Annotated in this window: 16 protein-coding genes; 2 read left to right on the forward strand and 14 right to left on the reverse strand. The window is 47.3% G+C overall.

Annotated features, from left to right (window positions below; all coding sequences use genetic code 11):
• Positions 1-151: 151 nt before the first annotated feature.
• The 9 genes from MWG26_RS15215 to MWG26_RS15255 all read right to left on the reverse strand — a co-directional run bounded on the left by MWG26_RS15215 (position 152) and on the right by MWG26_RS15255 (position 9871).
• Positions 152-1510: an MATE family efflux transporter gene (locus MWG26_RS15215; protein WP_025656811.1), complete on the reverse strand. Its 1359-nt coding sequence runs from the start codon at positions 1508-1510 to the stop codon at positions 152-154.
• Entirely contained in the window at positions 1503-1940 is a 438-nt protein-coding gene (locus MWG26_RS15220; RefSeq protein ID WP_025656810.1) for a MarR family winged helix-turn-helix transcriptional regulator, read from the reverse strand. The genes MWG26_RS15215 and MWG26_RS15220 overlap by 8 nt, the downstream gene beginning before the upstream one ends.
• Before the next feature lie 664 nt (positions 1941-2604).
• Positions 2605-3786, reverse strand: coding sequence for a phosphopentomutase (locus MWG26_RS15225; protein ID WP_025656809.1), 1182 nt, complete (start codon positions 3784-3786; stop codon positions 2605-2607).
• 40 nt (positions 3787-3826) lie between these two features.
• A complete protein-coding gene (gene cdd / locus MWG26_RS15230; RefSeq protein WP_025656808.1) occupies positions 3827-4240 on the reverse strand; it encodes a cytidine deaminase in 414 nt (137 codons plus the stop codon).
• A gap of 82 nt (positions 4241-4322) precedes the next feature.
• Positions 4323-5099, reverse strand: a complete 777-nt coding sequence (gene udp / locus MWG26_RS15235; RefSeq protein WP_025656807.1) for a uridine phosphorylase — start codon at positions 5097-5099, stop codon at positions 4323-4325.
• Between the two features lie 54 nt (positions 5100-5153).
• The gene (locus MWG26_RS15240; RefSeq protein ID WP_025656806.1) at positions 5154-6344 is read right to left on the reverse strand and encodes a GGDEF domain-containing protein; all 1191 of its coding nucleotides are present in this window, start codon (positions 6342-6344) and stop codon (positions 5154-5156) included.
• Between the two features lie 395 nt (positions 6345-6739).
• The gene (ilvC, locus tag MWG26_RS15245) at positions 6740-7726 is read right to left on the reverse strand and encodes a ketol-acid reductoisomerase (RefSeq protein WP_044927189.1); all 987 of its coding nucleotides are present in this window, start codon (positions 7724-7726) and stop codon (positions 6740-6742) included.
• A 212-nt stretch (positions 7727-7938) separates the two neighbouring features.
• Positions 7939-8655 (reverse strand): FadR/GntR family transcriptional regulator, encoded by a 717-nt coding sequence (locus tag MWG26_RS15250; protein ID WP_025656805.1) that lies wholly within the window; start codon positions 8653-8655, stop codon positions 7939-7941.
• Positions 8656-8950: 295 nt separating this feature from the next.
• Entirely contained in the window at positions 8951-9871 is a 921-nt protein-coding gene (locus MWG26_RS15255) for a ketopantoate reductase family protein (RefSeq protein ID WP_025656804.1), read from the reverse strand.
• 234 nt (positions 9872-10105) lie between these two features.
• Here MWG26_RS15255 and MWG26_RS15260 point away from each other — a divergent pair, with 234 nt between their 5' ends.
• Entirely contained in the window at positions 10106-10696 is a 591-nt protein-coding gene (locus tag MWG26_RS15260) for a TlpA disulfide reductase family protein (RefSeq protein ID WP_025656803.1), read from the forward strand.
• 225 nt (positions 10697-10921) lie between these two features.
• On the forward strand, positions 10922-18481 hold the full coding sequence (locus MWG26_RS15265; protein ID WP_240285798.1) for a GEVED domain-containing protein: 7560 nt from the start codon (positions 10922-10924) through the stop codon (positions 18479-18481).
• A gap of 309 nt (positions 18482-18790) precedes the next feature.
• On the opposite strand, the gene MWG26_RS15270 is transcribed toward MWG26_RS15265, so the two are convergent.
• The 5 genes from MWG26_RS15270 to MWG26_RS15290 all read right to left on the reverse strand — a co-directional run bounded on the left by MWG26_RS15270 (position 18791) and on the right by MWG26_RS15290 (position 22068).
• Entirely contained in the window at positions 18791-19981 is a 1191-nt protein-coding gene (locus MWG26_RS15270; RefSeq protein WP_118610115.1) for a tyrosine-type recombinase/integrase, read from the reverse strand.
• Positions 19982-20059: 78 nt separating this feature from the next.
• On the reverse strand, positions 20060-20263 hold the full coding sequence (locus MWG26_RS15275) for an excisionase (protein WP_002347229.1): 204 nt from the start codon (positions 20261-20263) through the stop codon (positions 20060-20062).
• Between the two features lie 399 nt (positions 20264-20662).
• Positions 20663-20902 carry a helix-turn-helix domain-containing protein gene (locus tag MWG26_RS15280; protein WP_054344675.1) on the reverse strand — a complete coding sequence of 80 codons (240 nt, stop codon included), beginning with the start codon at positions 20900-20902 and terminating at the stop codon, positions 20663-20665.
• A 4-nt stretch (positions 20903-20906) separates the two neighbouring features.
• On the reverse strand, positions 20907-21335 hold the full coding sequence (locus MWG26_RS15285; protein WP_002347231.1) for an RNA polymerase sigma factor: 429 nt from the start codon (positions 21333-21335) through the stop codon (positions 20907-20909).
• A gap of 367 nt (positions 21336-21702) precedes the next feature.
• Positions 21703-22068 (reverse strand): hypothetical protein, encoded by a 366-nt coding sequence (locus tag MWG26_RS15290; RefSeq protein ID WP_002347232.1) that lies wholly within the window; start codon positions 22066-22068, stop codon positions 21703-21705.
• Between the last annotated feature and the right edge of the window lie 15 nt (positions 22069-22083).

Below are 22083 nucleotides of genomic sequence, written 5' to 3' on the forward strand. Positions count from 1 at the left end.
CACCATCCCCTCTTCGTTCAGTTCTCTAACATTGTGCTGAATGTTCCGGCGGACCGCCGGCAGGGAAAGGCAGAGGCAGCAGGAGCCAGACACAACTGTGCCCGCTTTCTGCTGCCTCTGCCTTTCCCTGGTTTCGTAGTGTCCCCACGAATTAATTCTCTAAAAGTTTCCTTGCCTTCCATTTCCCACTTCTAATCCGCAGGAATGAAAAGATCGATCCGATTCCCCATCCGATAGGTATTGACCACCAGATGGCACTTGACCCGATAAAATAAGCCAGCAGGTAAGCAATCACCACTCTTGTAACCAGATTTGATATGGAACTCAGCATAAATGCCCCCATATCCCCAGCCCCCCGAAGCAGACCATTTCCCACAAACATAAAGCCCATCAGCACATAAAATACAGAAACTGTCTTCATATATTTCAGCCCGTATCCCATAGCAGTACCTGCAGAGCCGGCATTCAAAAAAAGCCCCAGAAGATGCGGTCCAAACAAAAAGATAACGCTGGTGATTATGATTGAAAAAATCAGAACCATCAGCAGACACGCCTTATACCCCTGTGTCACCCGTTTTTCCTTGCCTGCTCCAATATTCTGCGCCGTATAGCTCGACATTGCATTGGAAAAGTTCATATTGGGCATCATGGCCAGAGTATCGATCTTAGTAGCCGCTGTATATCCTGCAACAAACACTTTTCCATAAGAGTTTACAAGACCCTGCATAAACATCATGCTGACAGATACAATGGACTGCTGAATCATAGAAGGCACTCCTACTTTTGCGATCCTTTTCACCGCAGACATCTCAAACAGCCCCGGCTTCTCTCCTATAAATTCGGGTTCATTTTCCATCTTCCTCATCCTGCGCATCAAAACGTAAAATGAAAACACTGCGCACATCCCCTGGGCAATCAGTGTGGCCCACGCCACTCCCGCCACTCCCATATGAAAACGGATAACAAAAAGCAGATCCAATACGATATTGGTCAGCGCCGAAACAATCAAAAACTTAAGAGGCGTCTGGCTGTCCCCCAGTGCGTTATAAATACCATTCAGAGAATTATACAAAAACAGGAAAATAGCGCCCCCAAAATAAATCCGCAGGTATGTAAGTGAATCCGCAAAAATTTCCTTGTTCGTCCCCAAAAGCCCAAGCAGAGGAGAGGAAAAAATCTCTCCCAGCGCCATGATAAACAGCCCAACCACACCCAGCGTAATCAAAGCCGTATAGATCGTTGTCTTCATCTCTTTAATCTGCGCGGCTCCGAATAACTGTGAGATCACAACCGTGCACCCCATAGAAAGCCCTGCCGCAACTGCAATGGAAAGAAACACGACGGGAAAGGACGACCCAACTGCCGCCAGCGCATCCTCGCCAACGAACTTTCCCACCACCATAGAGTCCACCATATTATATAGCTGCTGGAACAGATTCCCCAGCACCATAGGCAGCGCAAAGAAAAACAGCAGCTTCAGCGGCTTGCCGTTTGTAAGATTCTTAACCATGATTCTTTCCCCCATTCTCCTTTTTGTATCCCACTACATTTTGGGAGATACGCTTAACAAATTCCTGATTTATCTTCCGTTCTTCCTCCGTGAATCCCCTGTAACAGATATCATCCCAGGCTTCATAAATATCACAGATAGCATCATAAACCTTCAGTCCATTTTCAGTCAGCGAAACAATCTTCTGACGTCTGTTCTTTTCATTAACCACCCGATGTACCAGCCCTTTTTCTTCCAGAAGAAACATTGTGCGGGCAATTCTGCTTTTATCAATGTCAAGATCCTCAGCCAATTGTTCCTGGCTGCAGAACTTATCCTTTAAAAGCCGTATCAGGCGCCCTTCCAGCGGGCTCAGTCCAAACTCTTCCAATTCACTGCGAATATATGCCAACTCACACCGCCTGATAATACTGACGTAATAATTCTTCATGCTTCCTCCCATAATTACCTTTGTTGCTCGTACAACTGTTGTGTTATACAACTGTTGTACAACACAACAATTATACCTTCACTTCCCCCAAAAGTCAAGGAGATTGTGAACTTGTGCGGAAGGGGGGGATGCGAAGGGGGCGCTAAGTGTGAGTGAAGGATGGAGACCGCAGGGGATGGGGAGGCGATTTCTGGATCCTGTCCGTTTGCGGAGAACCCGTAGGAGAAAAAACAGAAAATAGGGAGGGTACTTGCCGCAGTTGGCCCGAATGCCGATGCATTCGCGCCGCCGGCGGCAACAGAATTTGTTTTAGTAAAACAAATTCTGCCCTCCCTATTTTCTGTTTTTTCTCCAACGGGTTCTAACCGCGCTCTCTATGGACTCAGAAATCGCCTCCCCATCCCCTGCGGTCTCCATCCTTCCCTCACACTTAGCTAGGTGCATCCTATATGCACGTAAGTTCATTGCCCATAGGGCTGCTCCTAACGGGAACAGCGGATGTATTACGACTGTGCGTGAATGTTCAGTACTCTGTACGGTATCATTATTTTCTTCGTTCAAATACTTTTAAAAAATCTTCAGAAATGAACTATTTACTGCAATTGTGCGTCTCCTATATCCAGCTCCATCAGCCGGGCGTCCCCATACCAGCCACCGCTTCCGCTTACAACAAAGCCTCCCCTATGGTACCTGAAGGCATTTGTATATTAAAGTTTTTTGTGATTGTCGCTCCAATTACCGCAAAAGTATCTGCCTCAGGCAGTTCACCTCCGCTTTCCATGGATTTGGAATAGGCCAGGAACGGTACTTTTTCTCTTGTATGGTCTGTACCCGTATAAGTAGGGTCATTCCCATGATCGGCTGTTATGATCAAAAGATCATCTTCTCTCAGCCTATCCAGCAGGATTCCCAGTTTTTCATCGAACCGTTCCAGTTCCTGGGCATACCCCAGGGGATCCCTTCGGTGGCCCCATAAGGCGTCAAAGTCTACAAGGTTGACGAAACACAAACCCTTGAAGTCTTCGTGCTCCGCAACTTCGATAGTCTGCTCCATTCCGTGTACGGAGCTTTTGGATTTCAGTGCCTTTGTGATCCCCTGGCCTGCAAAAATGTCGTTGATTTTACCGATTGATATAACATCCAAGCCATTTTCTTTCAGCGCATCCAGCGCGGTCTTCCCGAATGGCTTTACTGCATAATCATGCCGGTTGCTTGTTCTTTTGAATTCTCCCTTCTTTTTCCCCACATAAGGTCTTGCTATCACGCGTCCGACCTTCCATTCATCCCTCATGGTCAGCTCCCTGGCTATCTCACAGCAGCGGTACAGCTCCTTTAGGTCAAAGGTTTCTTCATTGCCGCAGATCTGGAGCACAGAGTCTGCAGATGTATAGACGATCATATGGCCGGTCGCAATCTCTTCTTCTCCAAGTTCGTCCAAAATCACCGTACCGCTCTCACTTCGGTTTCCGATGACTTTGTGGCCGGTACGTTTTTCCAGTTCTTCGATCAGTTCTTTTGGAAACCCGGTTTCTGTAAACGTAATAAACGGCTTTTCTGTCCTTAGCCCCATAATTTCCCAGTGGCCGGTCATTGTGTCTTTTCCCCTGCTGCATTCATTCAGCTTTGTATAATATGCCAGCGGATGTTGTACAGGCGGAACCTGTGCAAGAGGATGCAGGTTTCCGATCCCCAGCTTCCCAAGATTCGGGATATGGAACTGTTCCACACTCCCGGATATATGTCCAAGCGTGTCGGCACCCGTATCCTGGTACTCTGCCGCATCATCGGCCGCGCCCACCCCCAATGAATCCACAACAATCACAAAAATTCTCTGATATTTGCTCATCGTATCCCTCTTTTCTGTATATAATGTCTTCTTTCCTATATTATGCTAGATTTGCCGGACCGAATCCCACAGGAAGCAATTCTTCCAGGGTATGGATTTCATAATGCTCCGTATCCAAAGCCAGGATAATCTGAAACTGGTCCGGGCGGCAGAATTCCATCATTACCTGTCTGCATACGCCGCAGGGAGCCGTCAGATCCGTTACGATTCCATCCATTCCTCCCACAATACAGATTGCCTCAAACTTTTTTTCTCCCTCGCTTACAGCCTTAAAAAATGCCGTCCTCTCCGCACAGCAGCTGGGGGAATACGCTGCATTTTCAATATTACAGCCCTGGTAGATACGTCCGTCTTCCGTCAGAAGGGCTGCCCCCACTTTAAATCCGGAATAGGGAGCATACGCGTTCCCCATTGCTTCTATCGCCTGCCCAATCAATTTTTCCACCGGCGCCATTCCCTATCACACTCCTTATGATCTAAACCGATTCGATATGTGAAAATTCTCATCTATCTCCTTAAAGCTTATAACAGTCCATTTAAACCTGATCTTCTTTTATCAATTCTCTCACAGCCTCTACCGCCACACGGATTGCCGCGTCTGTATCATGAACAACCGGATTCTCCAGTCCCTGTTTTGCCCTTTCCTGATTTGCCATCACGAGAAATACCGACCCCGCCCTCACTCTCAGATAGGAGGCTGCTATAAATATTGCCGCAGACTCCATCTCCGAAGCCTTGCAGCCCAGTTTCACCCACGCATCCCATTTTGCTGTAAGTTCATATCCCACAGGCTTTGTCTCCGGTGAATGCTGGCCGTAAAATGAATCTTTGCACTGCACCACGCCTACATGGTAAGTTTTTTCCAGTCTTTGTGCCGCTCTTACGAGTGCATTCGTTACCCCAAAGTCCGGCACTGCCGGAAATTCTATGGGTGCATATTCTTTACTTGTCCCTTCCATGCGGATTGCCCCGTTAGCAATGACAAGATCCCCGCTTTTTACATCAATATCCATCCCCCCGCTGGTTCCGATCCTGATAAATGTATCTGCACCGGCCATCACCAGTTCTTCTACGGCAATCGCCGCAGACGGCCCTCCGATCCCGGTGGACGTCACACTGACCTTCACGCCGTCCAATGTGCCTGTATAGGTGATGTATTCTCTATTGTCGGCAATCAGTACCGGTTCCTCCAGATATTTTGCAATGAAGGCACAGCGTTTCGGATCACCTGGCATAATCACATACCTTCCCACATCTCCCTTGCCAACCTGAAGGTGATATAATTTCTCTTCATTTTCAGAATAATTGATCATAATCTCAGTCCTTTCCTATTCTTTCCGTTTGCAGCAGTTCCGTTTTACTATTTGTTATGAATTCACCTGCATACTGCTTCTACGATAATAACAGATACAGTCCCTTCCTGCTTTTTTTGCGTCATACAATGCCCGATCCGCATACTTCAGAGCCTCCTCGAAACTGTCCAGTTCCTGAAGACTGCCTTTCCATACACCAATGCTGACAGTCACCCTGCCGGTTTTGACATCCGCTCTTGGCAGGCCGGCTTTTGCTATCCGTTCCTGCAGTTCTCCTGCAAAATCTCTGTCCCCATGAGCCTCAGAGAACTTAATGGCAAGAAATTCTTCCCCGCCATACCGAACTGCTATCATCCCGTTTTCCTGGGAATAGGCCCTAATTACAGCTGCCATCTGTTTCAGGCATTCGTCTCCATTTAGATGACCGTAAGTATCATTATACTGTTTAAAATAGTCGATATCCAGCATCAAAATTACTGCATGCATCCGGCTCTTGTGATAGGCCTCAAAAAGCCCGCGCACATTTTCTATCAAATACCGGCGGTTATAAAGCCCTGTCAGCTGATCCGTGCAGGCCATTTTGTTCAACATCACATTTGCTTTTTCTATTTCCCTGTACTGCCGGGCAATTGTCTCCCTGTCACGGTATGCTACCGCCATGCTCTGGTAACTCCGTATCGAGATAAACAATGCCAGGATCGTCGCAAACGAACTATTAATCAGATCTGCCGTAAAGTTGGGTAATGCAGTAAATGCAAGCATTCCTGTCAGCACGCTCCAGGAAACCCCGAAGATCAGAATGCTTTCCAGCGGCGGCTGAAGCATCACTGCCGCCAAAGTCGGAACCAGATAGCAATAAATGACAATCCCCATTCCATTTCTCTTATCGAGAAGGGTTATCCCAATAACCCAGGCATATAAGATCACCACGTAGAGCCTTCTGATCCACAGATACTCCCGATATTTCTTTTTCTTCACTAACCATGCATGAATAGGAAGAATACCTGCTGTTGAAAGAAAGAGCATCGCATACATAAAAAAATACCGGGCTGATTCTGCATCAGCAAAAGGCCCTCCTGCCTTGCATGCCGAAACCAACAGCATACAGAGCTGAGTGCCTGCTACGATCATGGCAATATTCCGTTCCGTTTTATACACCTTTTGGGGAAAATAATCACGGAAGCCCATTTTCTGATCCGGAGTCAGTATGGGATCCAGCTTCTTAAAAAATATGCCAGCCTTCATTCAGTATGCCTCCACATGCCATAATCCACTTACATACACAATGGCATTTCCCACGCTCGCTACTATAAAAGATATAATGATATTTTAACACGAGATGCATTTTTTCTCTACCATAATTACAGGATTTACATATACAGACAAAATTAACCTCCCCTTTTCATCCCCAGTCAAGAAACCAAGTTGACAAGCTTTAGCCTTATCAACAAATGGTTCTCCAACTAAAAGGATAGCCGCCAGCCTCCCAAGGGCGCACATGCAGTTCAAATCTACTAGAACAGGCCTTAGAATTTCTTAGGTCTGTGTCCGCAGATTTGAACTGCATGTGCGCCCTTGGGGGACTGGCGGCTATCCCTTCCTTTAGCGTCTCACCTCCCCCGTGTCAACTAATCTCCAATTTATTTTAAACGCTCCTTCAACCGATCTTCTGCCTTTGTAAATTCGCAATTAAATGCTTCTTCCTCCAGTTTGTTCAGCGTACTTAAGTGATTCTCATGCTGTTCCTTATCCCACTCCTCTGCAAATGCGCCGCCTTTAATCCCCTCGTACTGTTTCTTCAGGAAATTCCGGATCTCGGTCGTGTCCACTTTTTGGAATCCGGTCAGTTGTCCATACTGGCTGGTATGAGAGTGATAGGGAAGCTGACGGAAGAATCCCACTTCGGCTGCCTTTTCCATCATGACCGCCGGCTCTTTGGATAGATACATTTCCATCAGAACTGCTTCCTCCGGATGCCCCATTTCTACCTGGAGTTTAAATGCCTCCATAAATACATTGTAAATAATCGGCCAGGTTCCCTGCTCTGCCATTAGATCCAGACAGGTCTCGTCATCAAACGTTACTTCAATTGCGCCTTTTCTCGTAGCTCCGATTGCTTTACACAGCGCTTTTCCATATTCCAGGGCCTTTCCGGATGCGTCCTGATGAACGCCCACAAATGCCGGAGCGCCTTCCCCCTGTTCATACAGTTCGCGCACGCCTTTTCCAATCATTCTCGGAGCTGCCATGACAACGTCCAGATCTGCCGCCGGTTTGATCCGATGGAATGTAATATTATATGCGGATGCAAAGTTCACGATATTGCCCGCTTCCAAATTCGGTGCAATCTGTTCTTCGTAAATCTCCGGCGCCACTTCATCCGGAAGCAGCAGGAAGATGATGTCAGCCCGCTTCGCGGCCTCATCAATCGGATATACCATAAATCCATCCTCATTAGCCTGGTCATATGACTCATCATGACGGCTTCCAACGATCACATTCTTTATACCGGAATCACGCATATTGAGCGCCTGGCTCCGTCCCTGGTTTCCATAGCCAATGATTGCGATGGTCTTGTCGATCACCATGCCCAGATCTGCATCTTTGTCGTAATAAATGTTTGCCATAATTTTCTCTCCTTTGACCATTTCTTCTAGACATCAGACATCTGATGTCTGTTCTCTAGTGTTAGCGTACCACCTGAAACCCTCTCCGTCAACAGCATTTTTAATTTCTGTGGATTTCAACAATATTTATCATCTATTTTTATAAATACTGCACAACCCCCGGCCCCTTATGACCGAAGAAGGCAGGTACCATTTCTGATACCCGCCCTCTTCTAATCCGGATTCTCGTCCAGAGACAGTTCTTTCCATTTGTCCAGCGAATCGGCAACCGCAACCGCCATAGCCTCTTTATCCCTATGCATCAACGCTTCCAGGATCTTATCATGGTTTTCTGTTACGATTTTGGAATAATCCCGGTTCGAGATTACAAGCGACGGCTGGAACATTTCCATGATACTGTTTCCGATACTGGCCACAAAGGGATTGTGTGTGCTCTTGTAAATCCCTGCGTGGAATTCCATGTCATTGTCCACTGTCGCCCGGCCCTTTTTGAAATCATTCATCGTCTTTTCGTGAATCTCTTTCAGCCGCTCTATGTCTTCCTCATCTGCATTGTCAATGGCCAGGAGGCTGGCGGACATTTCGATCATCTTACGGAATTCCACCAATGCATCCTTGCTTTCCGCTTTACTCATCAGGATCATTTGAAAAATTAGCGGATTCATAACAGAAGCATCTACTGTGCTGCAGATACGGCTCCCATTTCCTTTACAGATCTCCACAACCCCCAGAGCCTCCAGCATTTTGACCGCCTCGCGGATACTGGATTTGCCCACGCCGAACCGCTCAGATAATTCTGCTTCCGAGGGCAGGAAATCACCGGGCTTTAACTCCCCGCTGATCAGGCCTTCTTTGATCTTTTCCACCACCATTTTTGATAGCGACTGCTTGGGAACCGGGGTCAGCCAGTCTGATTTTTTCTGTTCCATCCTTTTAAGTCCTCCTCCAGCAATGTCAATTTTGCTTTTGTTTCATTATAATCCGTTTTTAGTTTACCCTTTTCACACACCTGCTGTCAAATCTTATTAAATTGTGACTTTATGATTTAGATGAAACACAGTAAAAGGTGAGACTGATTCCTGGGTATTGAGATAAAAATTCAGAAAATATTAAGTCTTTATTGGTGAATTCTTTAGAACGTGGGTGTACTATGGGATGAATGGTAATGTTTTCTAAAACGTAAATGGAGGAAATATGAAAAAATTATTGTGTGCGTTTTATACTTTAGAAGCAGTTCTTCTCTTCCAGCACTTTGATTCCCTGCAGCAGCATCCAGCAGACCGGGGTCTCAATTCCCAGTTCTTTTCCCATTCGTACCATGCCCCCTGCAAACATATCGATCTCCGTTTTATGTCCTGCTTCCAGATCCTGGAGCGTAGAAGGCTTGTTATTATATGGGATTCTGCAGACCGTATCGTACTGCTTTCTCATCTGCTCTTCCGTTATAATGATTCCTTTTGCTGCCGCTACCGCCTGAACTTCCTTCATTGCCGCCCAGCGGATTTCATTGGCCGGTTCGCTGCTGCGGAATGCACCGAAGGGAATCCCCAGCAGTGCACAGGTCAAGTTTTCCCCGACATTGCACATATATTTAAACCAAAGCCCCCACATCATATCTTTTTCTACTTTATATGGGATATCACAGCGTTCCATCAATTCGCTGACCGTCTTTACCCGCTCTGTTTGGACAGTATTTTCTGATTCACCAAAATACACCTTGCCCCAATAAGGGTCGAAGTCAGCCCTGCCATTTTTCATGACAATGGACATTCTCATATAAGAATAAAGTACATGATTCCATCCATAAGCGGCTGCCACCTTTTCCTCACTCTCCACACCATTCATAACACAGAGTATCTGTGTCCTGTCACCCACAAAATTTCTGATATCCTCTATGGCCTGCTGCAGCCCCATATCCTTCACTGCCATGATAACCAGATCCGTCTCACGGCCTTCTTCCGGAGTGCAGATTGGAAAATGATAATTCACACCATTCACCGTGACACCCCGATTCTCGAGGCGCTCTTTCCGCTTCCCCTGTGCGATTACGCAAAAGTTGTCTCTCCCCAGATGCTCCTCCAGCCTTGGCGCAAAAAACACCCCCATGGCTCCAAGCCCAATCAGTGCCACTTTTTTTATTTCCATTTAAAATGCCTCCTTTTTCTTGCAATTCCCTTCCTTAATAAATACTATATATGCGGTTTTCACGAAAATCAATCATTTGCAGCCGAAACATTCCCTTTTCCAATATTAATGTAACATTCGGGCGGACCTGAACTGTTACATATTAATACCAAACGCTTGACAGTTCATACTGTAACTGTTATGATTACAGTATGAACTGTATTTCTTTTCGTTACAGAAGGAGGTGAAAAAACCATGAAAAAAAGAAACACGGTCTTTGCCGTTCTGTTAAGCGCAGCGTTTCTGCTGACAGCCTGCCAGAATTCTACAGAACCGGCAGCCGAAGATACAGCGGTGAATACTAACTCAGATACTGCCGGCTTTGAGAATATAAAAGTCCGGAAACTGGACGGAACAGAGACAGATATGAACAGTATCCTTAGCAGCGCCGAGCTCACAGTCTTTAATGTCTGGGAATCCTCCTGCATCTCCTGCCAAAGCGAAATGGAGGCCCTCGCAGCGCTTGGAGATCAATATTCCGGCAGGGGTGTCCAGATCATAGGGGTCATGAAGGGAGTTACCCAAAAAAGGGATGAGGAGGCTCTTGCGGTCATTTCCAAGACGGGCGCAAATTATATCCAGCTGCTGGATTCCGAAGAGCTGCAAAAAATGATGCCCGGCCTTTACGAAGAGACTCCGTCAACCGTTCTTTACAGCAGAGACAAAGAGCAGCTGGGAACTGTATATGCAGGTGCCCGGGATGAAGATTTCTGGGGAAAGGAAATCGAAAAATATCACAGCGAAGTCTGTGAAAATGATCATCCTGCAGATTGCGCTGTCGGGTGAACACCCTGGTAGCAGCAGGCTGCTGCTTTCCGCAAACCTCCGGACCACTGCCGGCTTCTCCGGCTTTTGTCCGGAGGTTTTTTCTACTACATTCAGCTTCATTTCCCCATCCAAACGGCATGCACCTTATTTTTCTACTTTGAATACAATAAAAACAGGCAAACTGCGCCGATACACAAACTATGTAATCAACCAGAATCTTAACTGATCAAGGAGGAATAGATCATGCCCGCAACCCTTAATGGAACCGTATTTCATGACCTGAACCATGAAGGCCAGTACGTCCCCGGCTCACCAGGTATCTCCCAGGTGGTCCTCGTACTTTATTCAGATTCTGCCTCTGGCCCCGTCTGTGCGTCAACAGCCACAGGTTCAGACGGCCGATACTCTTTTTCAATCACAGTCCCAGGAACTTATACTGTCTATGAGACTGTAGCACATTCCGGAAGCTGTCCGCCCACTTATGCGGTACAGCCCGCCGGTTATGCATTTTCCAACAACCCCAGAAAACAAACCATCACAGTCAGTGCCGATCAGATTAACAACCACGAAAATATTGTCAATCTGAACTTCGGCCATGACCCGCTGAGCGCCCCTTATCCCTGCAGCCAAGAGATGATACTTTTTGAGGGCAGGCCCACCATGCGGCACACCGTCAATCTGATCACCGGTGCATCCCTCCTGCAAGGCCCCCTGTCTAATAATGGGTCCGTGAATGCGATCGGTTTCAGCACAATAGATTATCATGTCTACGGATATGACCAGACAAACAATACTATTGTCCGTGTCGATAATCATGGCGAAGTGGCTCTTCTCAATCCCCGCCCTGCCGGTATGCCCGCTGCCCCTTATTCCGCCGGCACAATGGATATGGCAGGATTCTATTATATCTACGTCCCTGGAACCAGCCGTTTCTATACGGTCGACCTGCGCGCAGATTCTCTTACTTTCTTAAAGCTTGTAGATCCTGCTAACGGCTTTACTGAACAGACCTCCAATTACGGCACTCCCATATCCTCCCCTCTTACCATCGGAGACTGGGCTTTCAGCCCTGCGGACCAGAGGTTGTACGGTGTAGAGAGAGACGGTACCGTATACCGGATTGATGAATACACCGGAATCGTGACGCCTCTGGAAACAACCGGGCCTAATCCCGGTGATACCTTCGGCTCTGTAGTCATAGACGGCAGCGGAAACCTCTATGCGGTTAACAATGGAGACGGCACCATTTACCGTTACCGGATCAGCGGAGATACCGCAGCGGGCACACGTTTTTCCATGACACGTGCGGACGCATTCAATGACGGCGCTCTCTGCCCCTATGCGCTCATCGAACTGGATTATGGTGACGCACCGGATGCAGGCGGAGGAGGAACTGGAAGCTATCATACCCTGCTTGCAAACAACGGCCCGCGCCACGGTACCGGAAGCCCCCTGTACTTAGGAACACAGGTGACATCCGAGGAAGACGCTTATCAGAACGCCACCGCTACCGGAGATGACCTGTTCCAGGGAATCCAGGATGACGGCCTTTCCGTCCCTCTGCCCATGCTGGCAGTGGCGGCCCTGAATTACTCTCTATCTGTCACTGCTACAAATGATACGAGTGAAACGGCATACCTGTACGGATGGATTGATTTTAACAAAAACGGGCTGTTTGAAGCCTCCGAGGCGGCGCCTGTGATTCCCGTTCCGGCCTATTCAGGAACCAGCCAGTATACCTTAGATTTTGCAATTCCCGCCGGTACTGTGATAAGACCTGACCATACCTTTGTGAGACTCCGTCTTACCACAGAGCTTTTGACAGACACGGGCCTGGAAACACAGGATACCCGAAGTGTAGGCCCTGCCGCTGACGGAGAAGTGGAGGATTATATTCTCAAAATCGGCGCCACTACGGATTTGGCACTCACAAAGACTGCCGACAGAGACGTACTGGTAACAGGAGATCTCATCCATTACACAATCACCATCATAAATCACGGCCCGGAAACGGCACTGAATGTCATTCTGGAAGATTTGATTCCGCCGGAGATTACAAATCCCATGTACAGCCTGGATCAGGGTTCGTTGGATTACTGGCCGGGAACCCTTACACTGGGCGATATGCAGCCCGGTCAGGTCATCACAGTTGTGATCCAGGGTGTTTTTGATGGCTCCACACTGGGACCGGTCGTAAACACGGCTTCCGTCACCTCTCATTCCGAAGACTCCAATCCTGTCAACAACTCGGATACTGTGATTATCCCAGTCAACCGGGCCGCCAGCCTTGTCATTGAGAAAACGCCTGACACAGATCCTGCTGTGATAGGAGAACGCCTCACATTTACCATCTCAGTAACAAACAATGGCCCCGATGCCGCCGAAAATGTCATCCTATATGACATGGTTGAAACAGATTTTGAAAATCCCGAATATTCCCTGGACAATGGCGCCACCTGGTATCCATGGTATGGCCAGCTTTTCGCGGGAACACTGGATGCCGGATTTGTTTACACTTTTCTGCTTCGCGGAACCGTTCTTTCCGGAATTTCTGATGCACTCACTAATACGGCCTCTGTCACTAGCGATACCGATGACCCGGATCCGGATGACAATACCGTTACCGTTATCGTCCCCAAGTCTTCGTCCGCGGACCTGTCTGTGGTGAAAACCGGTGTACCAAACCCAGCGGCTGCGGGGCAGACATTAACTTATATTATAACTGTTACAAACGGCGGCCCTTCCCCGGCACAGGATGTTGAAATAACCGATGTACTTTCCCCGGATCTATTAAATGCGGAATATTCTATGGATCAGATCAGCTGGTTTGCGTGGAACGAAAGCCATACGGTAGGAATCCTGGAGGCAGGCGCCGTTTATACACTGTATCTGCGTGCATCCGTCAGTCCGGATGCAGTGCCGGGAACGATTTCTAATACGGTGAATGTCACCTCCCAGACGCCGGACCCGGATCCGGGCAATAACGAATACACGGAGGTAATAACGCTGGAAGGATCTGCGGATCTCAGTATTACGAAAACAGCGTACCCGGATACCGCCATATCAGGTGAAAAACTGACCTATACCATTTATGTTACGAATAAAGGCCCCTCAGATGCGGTAAATATCCTAATATCCGATGCACTTCCTCCCGCACTGGAAAATGCACAACACTCCATAGACGGAGTCAATTTTCTGCCTTGGAACGGACAATACAATCAGATATCCCTGTCTGCCGGCGACGCCATTACCCTGACGATCATAGCAGATGTTTCCCTTTCCCAGGCAGAAGACCTGTTCAACACGGTTTCGGTGTTCAGCGATACCTTTGACCCGGATATGGATAATAACACAGATTCGATCCTGACACCGGCTGACGCCCTCGCAGACATGCAGATTGTAAAAACCGGTCCTGACTCTGCGGCGGCTGGTGAGACTGTCCGATATACACTCACCATTACAAACAATGGCCCCAGCAGAGCAATGAATATTAATATAACAGATGTCCTTCCGGCCGCAGTCAAAGATCCGGAATTCGCCTTAAATGGTATATATACAGGCGTATGGAATGGCAGTTATTTTCTGATATCCCTGGATCCGTCTGAATCAGCGGAGCTGGTAATCACAGGAACACTTAGCCCTTCCGCATCAGGAACTCTGGAAAACGTTGCCTCCGTATCTGCCTCCACACCGGATCCAGATCTCACAAATAACACCTCTGAGACCACGACAACGGTCACATCCTCCGCAGATCTTTCGGTTATAAAAGCGGCCTCTCCTTCCCCTGCCATAGCCGGGCAGTATCTGATTTATACGATTGTGGCAGGCAATGCGGGTCCATCTGCCGCGGAGGGCGTGATCCTGGAAGATACGGTTCCGTCCGGCCTCTCTGATCCGGAGTACTCCACAGATGAACAGAACTGGAGCCCCTGGGTTTCTCCTTTTACAATCGGTGCAATCAATCCCGGAGAGCCGGTCATCATTTATATCCGTGGAACTGTTGCTGCATCCGCCTCAGGGCTGATTACCAATACCGTGGCCATATCCTCCCAGACGCCGGATCCTGATCCAGATAATAATACGTCTGCCACTACAACACCTGTCGAGACCTCCGCAGATCTTTCCATTGTAAAGACTGCAGCCCCGAGCCCCGCAGTACCGGGCAGCCTCCTTACCTATACCGTGTCCGTTTCCAATGCAGGTCCCTCCGATGCACGGAATGTACAGTTGATAGATCCCATATCTTCGTTGTTATCTTCCGTTGAATACTCGGTTGACAGCGGAGAAAACTGGACGCCATGGCAGGGAACTTTCAATCTGGGAACACTCCAAGCCGGAACAGGCGCTATAATATTGATACGGGGGAATTTGAGCAGCGCAGCAACGGGCGCCATAGAAAATATAGCCATCATCAGCTCCACAACTCCGGATCCCGATCCGGAAAATAACGCTTCCACCCTATTTACGCCGGTACAGAATTCTGCCGATCTATCTGTTGTAAAATCTGCAGAGCCGGTTCCCGCAGCACCGGGACAGTACCTGACCTACACGGTTACCGTCCATAATGCCGGGCCGGATGCGGCAGAAGATGTCTCGCTGTCCGACATACTGCCGGCAGAGCTGTCTCAGCCGGAATTATCAACGGACGGAGGCACTGTCTGGAATCCATGGTCCAGCCCCTATCTCATAGGGACGCTGGAGAGCAATGCCGATGCCGTCATTCTGCTGCGGGGCGCATTGGGCGCATCCACTGCCAGGCTTTTGACAAACGAGGCATTTGTCTCCTCTTCCACTCCGGATCCTGACCCGGATAATAATACGTACACGCTTCAGACACCGGTCGGAGCTTCGGCTGATCTCTCAGTCACGAAAGCTGCATTACCGGTTCCTGCAGTTCCGGGCTCACTGATTACCTACACCATTACGGTTGCCAACGCAGGACCGGATACCGCGGATCAGATTGTCCTGACGGACCTTCTGTCTGCAGAGATCCAGAATCCGGAGGCCTCTCTAAACGGAGGCGACTTCTCCACCTGGGACGGTTCACTGAATATCGGCAGCCTGGAAGCTTCCCAAAGCGCCCTCGTTACGATTCGGGGAACGATTGCTGCCGATACTGTCACACCGATATATAACAGGGCTTCTGTGTCCTCCGATACGCCTGATCCGGTTCCGGACAATAACACGGCTGACCTGGAGACTCCGCTTGTTCCCTCCGCGAATCTCTCCGTCACTAAAAGCGGAAGTCCCAATCCTGCTGTTCCAGGAGAACCGGTAACCTACTCGCTGACAATACGCAATGCAGGCCCCTCCCAGGCCAGCAGCATCATTGTGATTGATGCGGTTTCCAGTCTTCTGGGGCAGGCAGAATACCGCACCGATGATGTCTCCGGCTGGGAACCGTGGACCGGAACCTGGCAGCTGTCTTCCCTGGAACCTGGCGGATTTGCCGTACTGACGATCCGCGGCACATTAAGCACATCTGCCGCAGGAGTGCTTAAGAACACAGCTGTCGTTACCTCCTCCACACCTGACCCCGACCCGTCAGATAACCAGAATACAGAAGAACTGCAGATCGCACCGTCTGCTGATCTTTCCATTACAAAATCCGTCAGCCCTGTGCCGGCAGTTCCAGGCGGCCTGGTAATCTACACACTGACTGCATCCAACGCCGGGCCTTCCGATGCTGCAAACGTAACTCTAAAGGATACACTTCCGCCGCAGCTGGCCGGCCAGGAATACTCTGCCGACAATGGCCGTACCTGGAATGAATGGAAGGGCTCCTTTACGCTCGATCAGCTGAACGCCGGAACGACCTGCACACTGCTGCTGCGCGGCCTGCTCGCAATCCAGAATCTGGGTGCAAAGGAACTCATAAATACAGTTTCCATAGACAGTGATACCCCAGACCCTGATCCGGATAATAATACAATGATCCTCATAACTCCTGTCAGAGCCACGGCTGACCTTACGATTCGTAAAACAGCTTCACCTTCTCCCGTTTCACCGGGGGAGGCCATCACTTATGATATCTCTGTAAACAACCTGGGACCGGATGCGGCCGAGAACGTGCTTATCACAGATGCCGCCATATTAAGTGAACTGGAAAATCCCCTATATTCCACGGATGGAGGAGCAACTTGGAGCAAGTGGAGCGGCTCTTTCTCCATTGGTACTCTGCAGCCAGGGAGTACTTTTTCCGCCCTGCAGATAAGAGGAACCGTCCCCGAAGGAATAGCAGCTGTTCTGAACACAGCAGCGGTCAGCAGCACGACTGCAGATCCGGATTCCAGTAATAATACGTTTTCTATCACAACACCTGTAATTCCATCGGCGGACCTGTCGATCACAAAAGAAGCCGCACCTTCCCCTGCCATTCCCGGGGAAACACTGACTTATACCATAACTCTGGAAAACCATGGCCCCGGGAACGCCCGGAATATTACACTGATTGATACAGTGCCTGCGCAGTTTATGAATGCGATGTTCTCACTCAATCAGGGGCAGACTTGGCAGACCTGGCACTCCCCTTACCAGACTGCGGACCTGGCAGCCGGAAGCAGTATTGTGGTCCTCATTCGGGGTACACTAAGTAAAACTGCATCCGGCACCCTAACAAATACAGCCGCAGCAACCTCCTCTACACCCGACCCGGATCCCACAAACAACACTGCAACTGAGGAGACGCCCGTTGCGGACACGGCGGATCTGTCCATCACCAAACTGGCCCATCCCGATCCTGCTGTTCCAGGCCAGTACCTGACGTATACCATCCTGGTTTCCAACGCCGGTCCTGCTGATGCGCTGAATGTATTATTAACTGATCCCGCCGCAAACGCCGAATACTCCCTTGACTCCGGCATACACTGGCTGCCATGGTCCGGTTCATATACCCTGGGAACCGTCTATGCCGGCACGGTAATCAGGGTTCTGCTGCGCACGATTCCTGATGCGGACAGCACCGGCATACTCAGCAATACTGCTGGTGTAACATCCTCGACACCAGACCCCGCCCCCGATAACAATACAGTTACCATTGATACACCTCTTGCGGACACAGCAGATCTAAAGCTGCAGAAAACCTCCGATATCACTTACGCAGTTTTGGGCGACACGGTCACTTATCAGATCAAAATCTCGAACCTTGGGAATAGAGATGCGGAAAATGTAATGCTCCGGGATGATCCTCCGGAAGGACTAGAAAACCTGGAATATTCCACCGACAATGGAGACACCTGGCGCCGCTGGAACAGCCCTTTCACTATCGGAACCATACCAGATCAGGAATCACGGATTATTCTGCTGAAGGGAACCGTGACGGCAGCAAGCGGCAGCATTGTAAATATGGCTTATGTCACCAGTGATACACCCGACCCGGATCACAGCAACAACAGCGGATATTCCAATATCAATGTAGGCAATGTACCGTCAGCTGACCTGGCTGTTACCAAAAAGGCGCATTGCCGGACCGTGTGTCCCGGACGATTTGTAGAATACTGTATCACTGTGACCAATCTGGGCCCGGATATGGCAAAAGATGTTCTTATTACGGATCTGCTTCCGACAACCATACTGGAACCGCGCTATTCTTTGAATAACGGCCATACCTGGCAGCCCTGGACAGGGCAGCTTACGATAGGAAGCCTGGCTGACCACGCCTCTGTAACTCTGTTTCTATCCGGAAAAATAGATTGCTGCGCCCATGGTACTATTACAAATACCGTTACCGTATCCGGCTCCGTACAGGATCCAAATCCGGATAACAACAGCGCAGATGCTGCTGTTACTGTATGTAGTAACTAAAGGCTTCATAAAATAAAGACAGGAAACCGGTTGCGGGATACTTCATCTCTCCGCCCGGTTTCTGCGTATGGATGTATCTTATCGCAAACCCTTATACGTTCCAGTTCACATTTTCGTAACAATTTATCGTATAAAAAAACTTACTAAATTTCTGATTATCTTTTCATAAGTTGGTAAATGCCGATATATCCCGTATTTTAGGGCTTTATCGGTATTTTCTTTTCGGAAGATACCTTGCATAAGCTGGCATTTACCAGCATGAAAATGCAACCAAAAGTAGTAAATAAGTAGTAAATATAAGTTCCGATATTAACAAGCCAGTCTTTCCAGCTCCGCTTTTGCAGATTGAAATGTACCGTGTGCGTAATAACCAAGTGTCATGGTTATGTTAGCGTGTCCCATAAGATATTGCAGAGTGTTTGGGTTCATTCCTTTGTTTGCCATATTCGTACAATAAGTATGTCGGAATGAATGTGGTGTAATGTTCGGTAACTTGTCCGTATGATACTTGTTATACTTCTTAATCAGTCCTCGCACCATGCCCTCATAGTTTCCTGCAACTTTAGGCAAGCCCTCACGGTTTAAGAATAGGAAATTGCTGTAACCACCTACAATCAGCGGTTGTGCCTTTTCTCTGTTCTTTAATATTCTTTGGATTGCTTGATAAGCCCGTTCTGTCAATGGAAGTTGCCGTTTTCCGTTTTTGGTCTTTGGCGTTTCAATATAGTAACCGATTTCGCTATCTTTCAATAACTGGTGGTCTATATTGAGTATTCTGTTCTGCATATCAATATGTGTCGTCAATCCGCAAAATTCAGAAATGCGAAGTCCCGTTTCCAGCAGAAGCACAACCTCATCGTAATACTTACTGTAAATCTTGTCCGTTTCCATAAAAGCAAGCAGGCGTTCTTCCTGCTCTGGTGTAAGGATAACTTTCTGTTCGGTATCATCTTCCAGAACATCACTTAGCTTAAACTCAAACGGGTTCTTTCTAATACAGTCGTCTTGTATCGCCATGTAAAATGACGCTTTCAAGGAACGCTTATAGTTATCAATCGTTTTATAGGCATATCCTTTTTCACTCATTCTGATAGCCCATTCTTTAGCGTCAGACTGCTTCACAGTATCAATCGCCCTCATACCCAATGGGTCATTTTTCAAAGTGTTCATAAGATACTGTCGTCCCTTTTCAGTAGCCCTCTTGATGTTCTTTCTTTGGCTGTTCTTCTTCTCGTAGAGCTGGCAGACTGTCATTTTACCGCCGACTGTGTCGATACCATCGTTAAGGTCTTTTTTTATCTGTGCTTCTTTTTCCCTCAACGATATATCATCACGCTTTCCAGCAGGTGTCTTATCTGTCGGTACAAGTTTCCAAGAATAGATAAATTGTGGCTTTCCGTATATATCGGTATATTTATAAACGTATCTTCCGTCTTTTCGCTGGCTCTCTCCATTACGCAAATTGCGATTTTTACTGTCTTTTCGTTTTACATTAGACATAGTGTAAAGCTCCTTTCCGTCATGGAATGAGCCGTGATACGCTATACCTTATTATACCATATCTACGGCTCAATGACATTAGATTTCGTCCAATGTATCTATGATTTTTTCAAATTGTTTTCGCTTAATCTGAATACGATTACCGTTCACGATAACCCAGCCAGCGTCAAGATTTTCTTCGGCTAATTTACGCAATTTCTTTTCGCCGATACGGAAGTATTTGGACGCTTCTTCAATCGTCAGCGTATATTTTTCCCAGATAGGCACATCAGTATTGTTCATAATCTATGCACCCCCTTTACTGTGTGTCATTTTTTACAAGCAGGCAGACGGCTTTGGAAAGCTCCGTTAGTATCTCAACTATTCCCATTCTTGTGGGCAGAACCGCACCATGCGGACGTATCATTATTCTGTGAGGGTAGGTCGTGGCAAAGCGACTTTTCCAACGGTCGCTCTCGGATCACTGCGTGGGTCGCTCGCTTTCTTTTGGAAAGGTCGTGGCGTACAGTTCCCGTGGCTTGCTACCTCACAAACGTATCTGTCTGCTTTATTCAGTTTTCAAAGAACAATCGGCTTGTCAGCCTGTGAAACCTATCAACTTTTGATAGGTTTTCATAGATTGGCAAGTTTTAATATTAGGACAGGAAAGAGGGAAAGTGTCAAATCATGTCCTTGATGGATTTATTTTATTTCCACTTCAAACTTTGGTATCATCAGCATAATTGCTTCACGAATAAGTCCCTTTAATTCCATATCAATGGCAAAGTAAACATTTCCGTAATTATCAAACAAGGGACGCATACTGGCTTTTGAAATATATGGGTCATAAAACTGTAACAGTTTTTCAATAGCCTTTTCGTTGCCATCAACAGCAGAAGCAATCAGATGATAGGGTGGACATTTCTTTACTGATTTTTCCATTTCCTCATTCCTCCGTTTCGCTCTTTTGCAAAAGTTCACGCATTTTATTCAAAGCGTTCTGCCTGTTCTTAAATGCACCAGCTCTGGAAATCTTTTGAAGTTCTGCAATTTCCGTATCACTCATATCAAGAAAATAGAACATCAGAAGATTATTGCGTTTCTTTTCTGGCAGTCTTTTCAATGCCTTGCATAGTTCATCTCCAGATACACGGGCTTCCATGCCATATACATCAAATACGGTTACGTCCATTTCATAGTTGTCTTGTATAGCAAAAGAATTTACCTTGATTTCTGGAAGCTCACAGAATGATTTTTCATGGCTTGAGAGAAACTTCATGTGTCTATCGTAATCCTTGACGGTCGTGTCAATAACTCTTTTTACCAAAGTATCAAACTGTAAGCGGATTGCGTTTTCAAATGTGGTCGGCTTCATCATTACACCTCCTCCCTGTCTGCTATGAAAGATTGTTCTATCCCTCTTTCCGCACCAACACTCGATTGAGAGGTGTGATTTGCTAACCAATTTTTGAAAAAATTTTGAAAAATTTTTTGAGCATGAAAAAAGCCCGCACAAAATAACGGTTCTGTACGAGCTGAAAATACGGTATGTATGGTTGTTAAGGTAGTTTGACTAGATAAACTTTTTATAGATTATGTCTTGTGTTTCCATGATAATTGCTCCTTTTATGGCAGAGTTTATATTTCCCCTATATAACTATCTTATCAATCAAAACTGTCCAAATTCTGTCTAAATTATCACTTTTCGGCAAGAATTAAAAAAGCCATTGAAATTCAATGGCTTAATATTCCTGCTTATTCTCTTTGATAAGTGTACGATAGTATTCCTGCCTGTCCTTTGGTATCTGAGAGCAAAAATCTTCAATCCATTTGTCGTATTTCTCATAGATTTCTTCATCATCATAATATTCTGGATATTCTAAATAGATTTTTCTTTCCCGTTCCTCATGTTCTTCAAGTTCCACAGCCAAATCCATGTGTTGACTGCAAATAAGCTGTGTATAGGGTATGAAGCCCAGTGCCATAGTGATATGCGTGATACGTTCAAAATCTTCTTTCTTCATTTCTTCTTTCCCCGTCAATACAGCTCTGTCATAAGCAGAACAGATAGACAGGAAGATGTTCTGTTCTTCTTCTGATTTCTTCATAGCCAGTTCTCCATT

This window comes from Faecalicatena contorta (assembly GCF_022835095.1).
GTDB classification, from domain to species: Bacteria; Bacillota; Clostridia; order Lachnospirales; family Lachnospiraceae; genus Faecalicatena; species Faecalicatena contorta.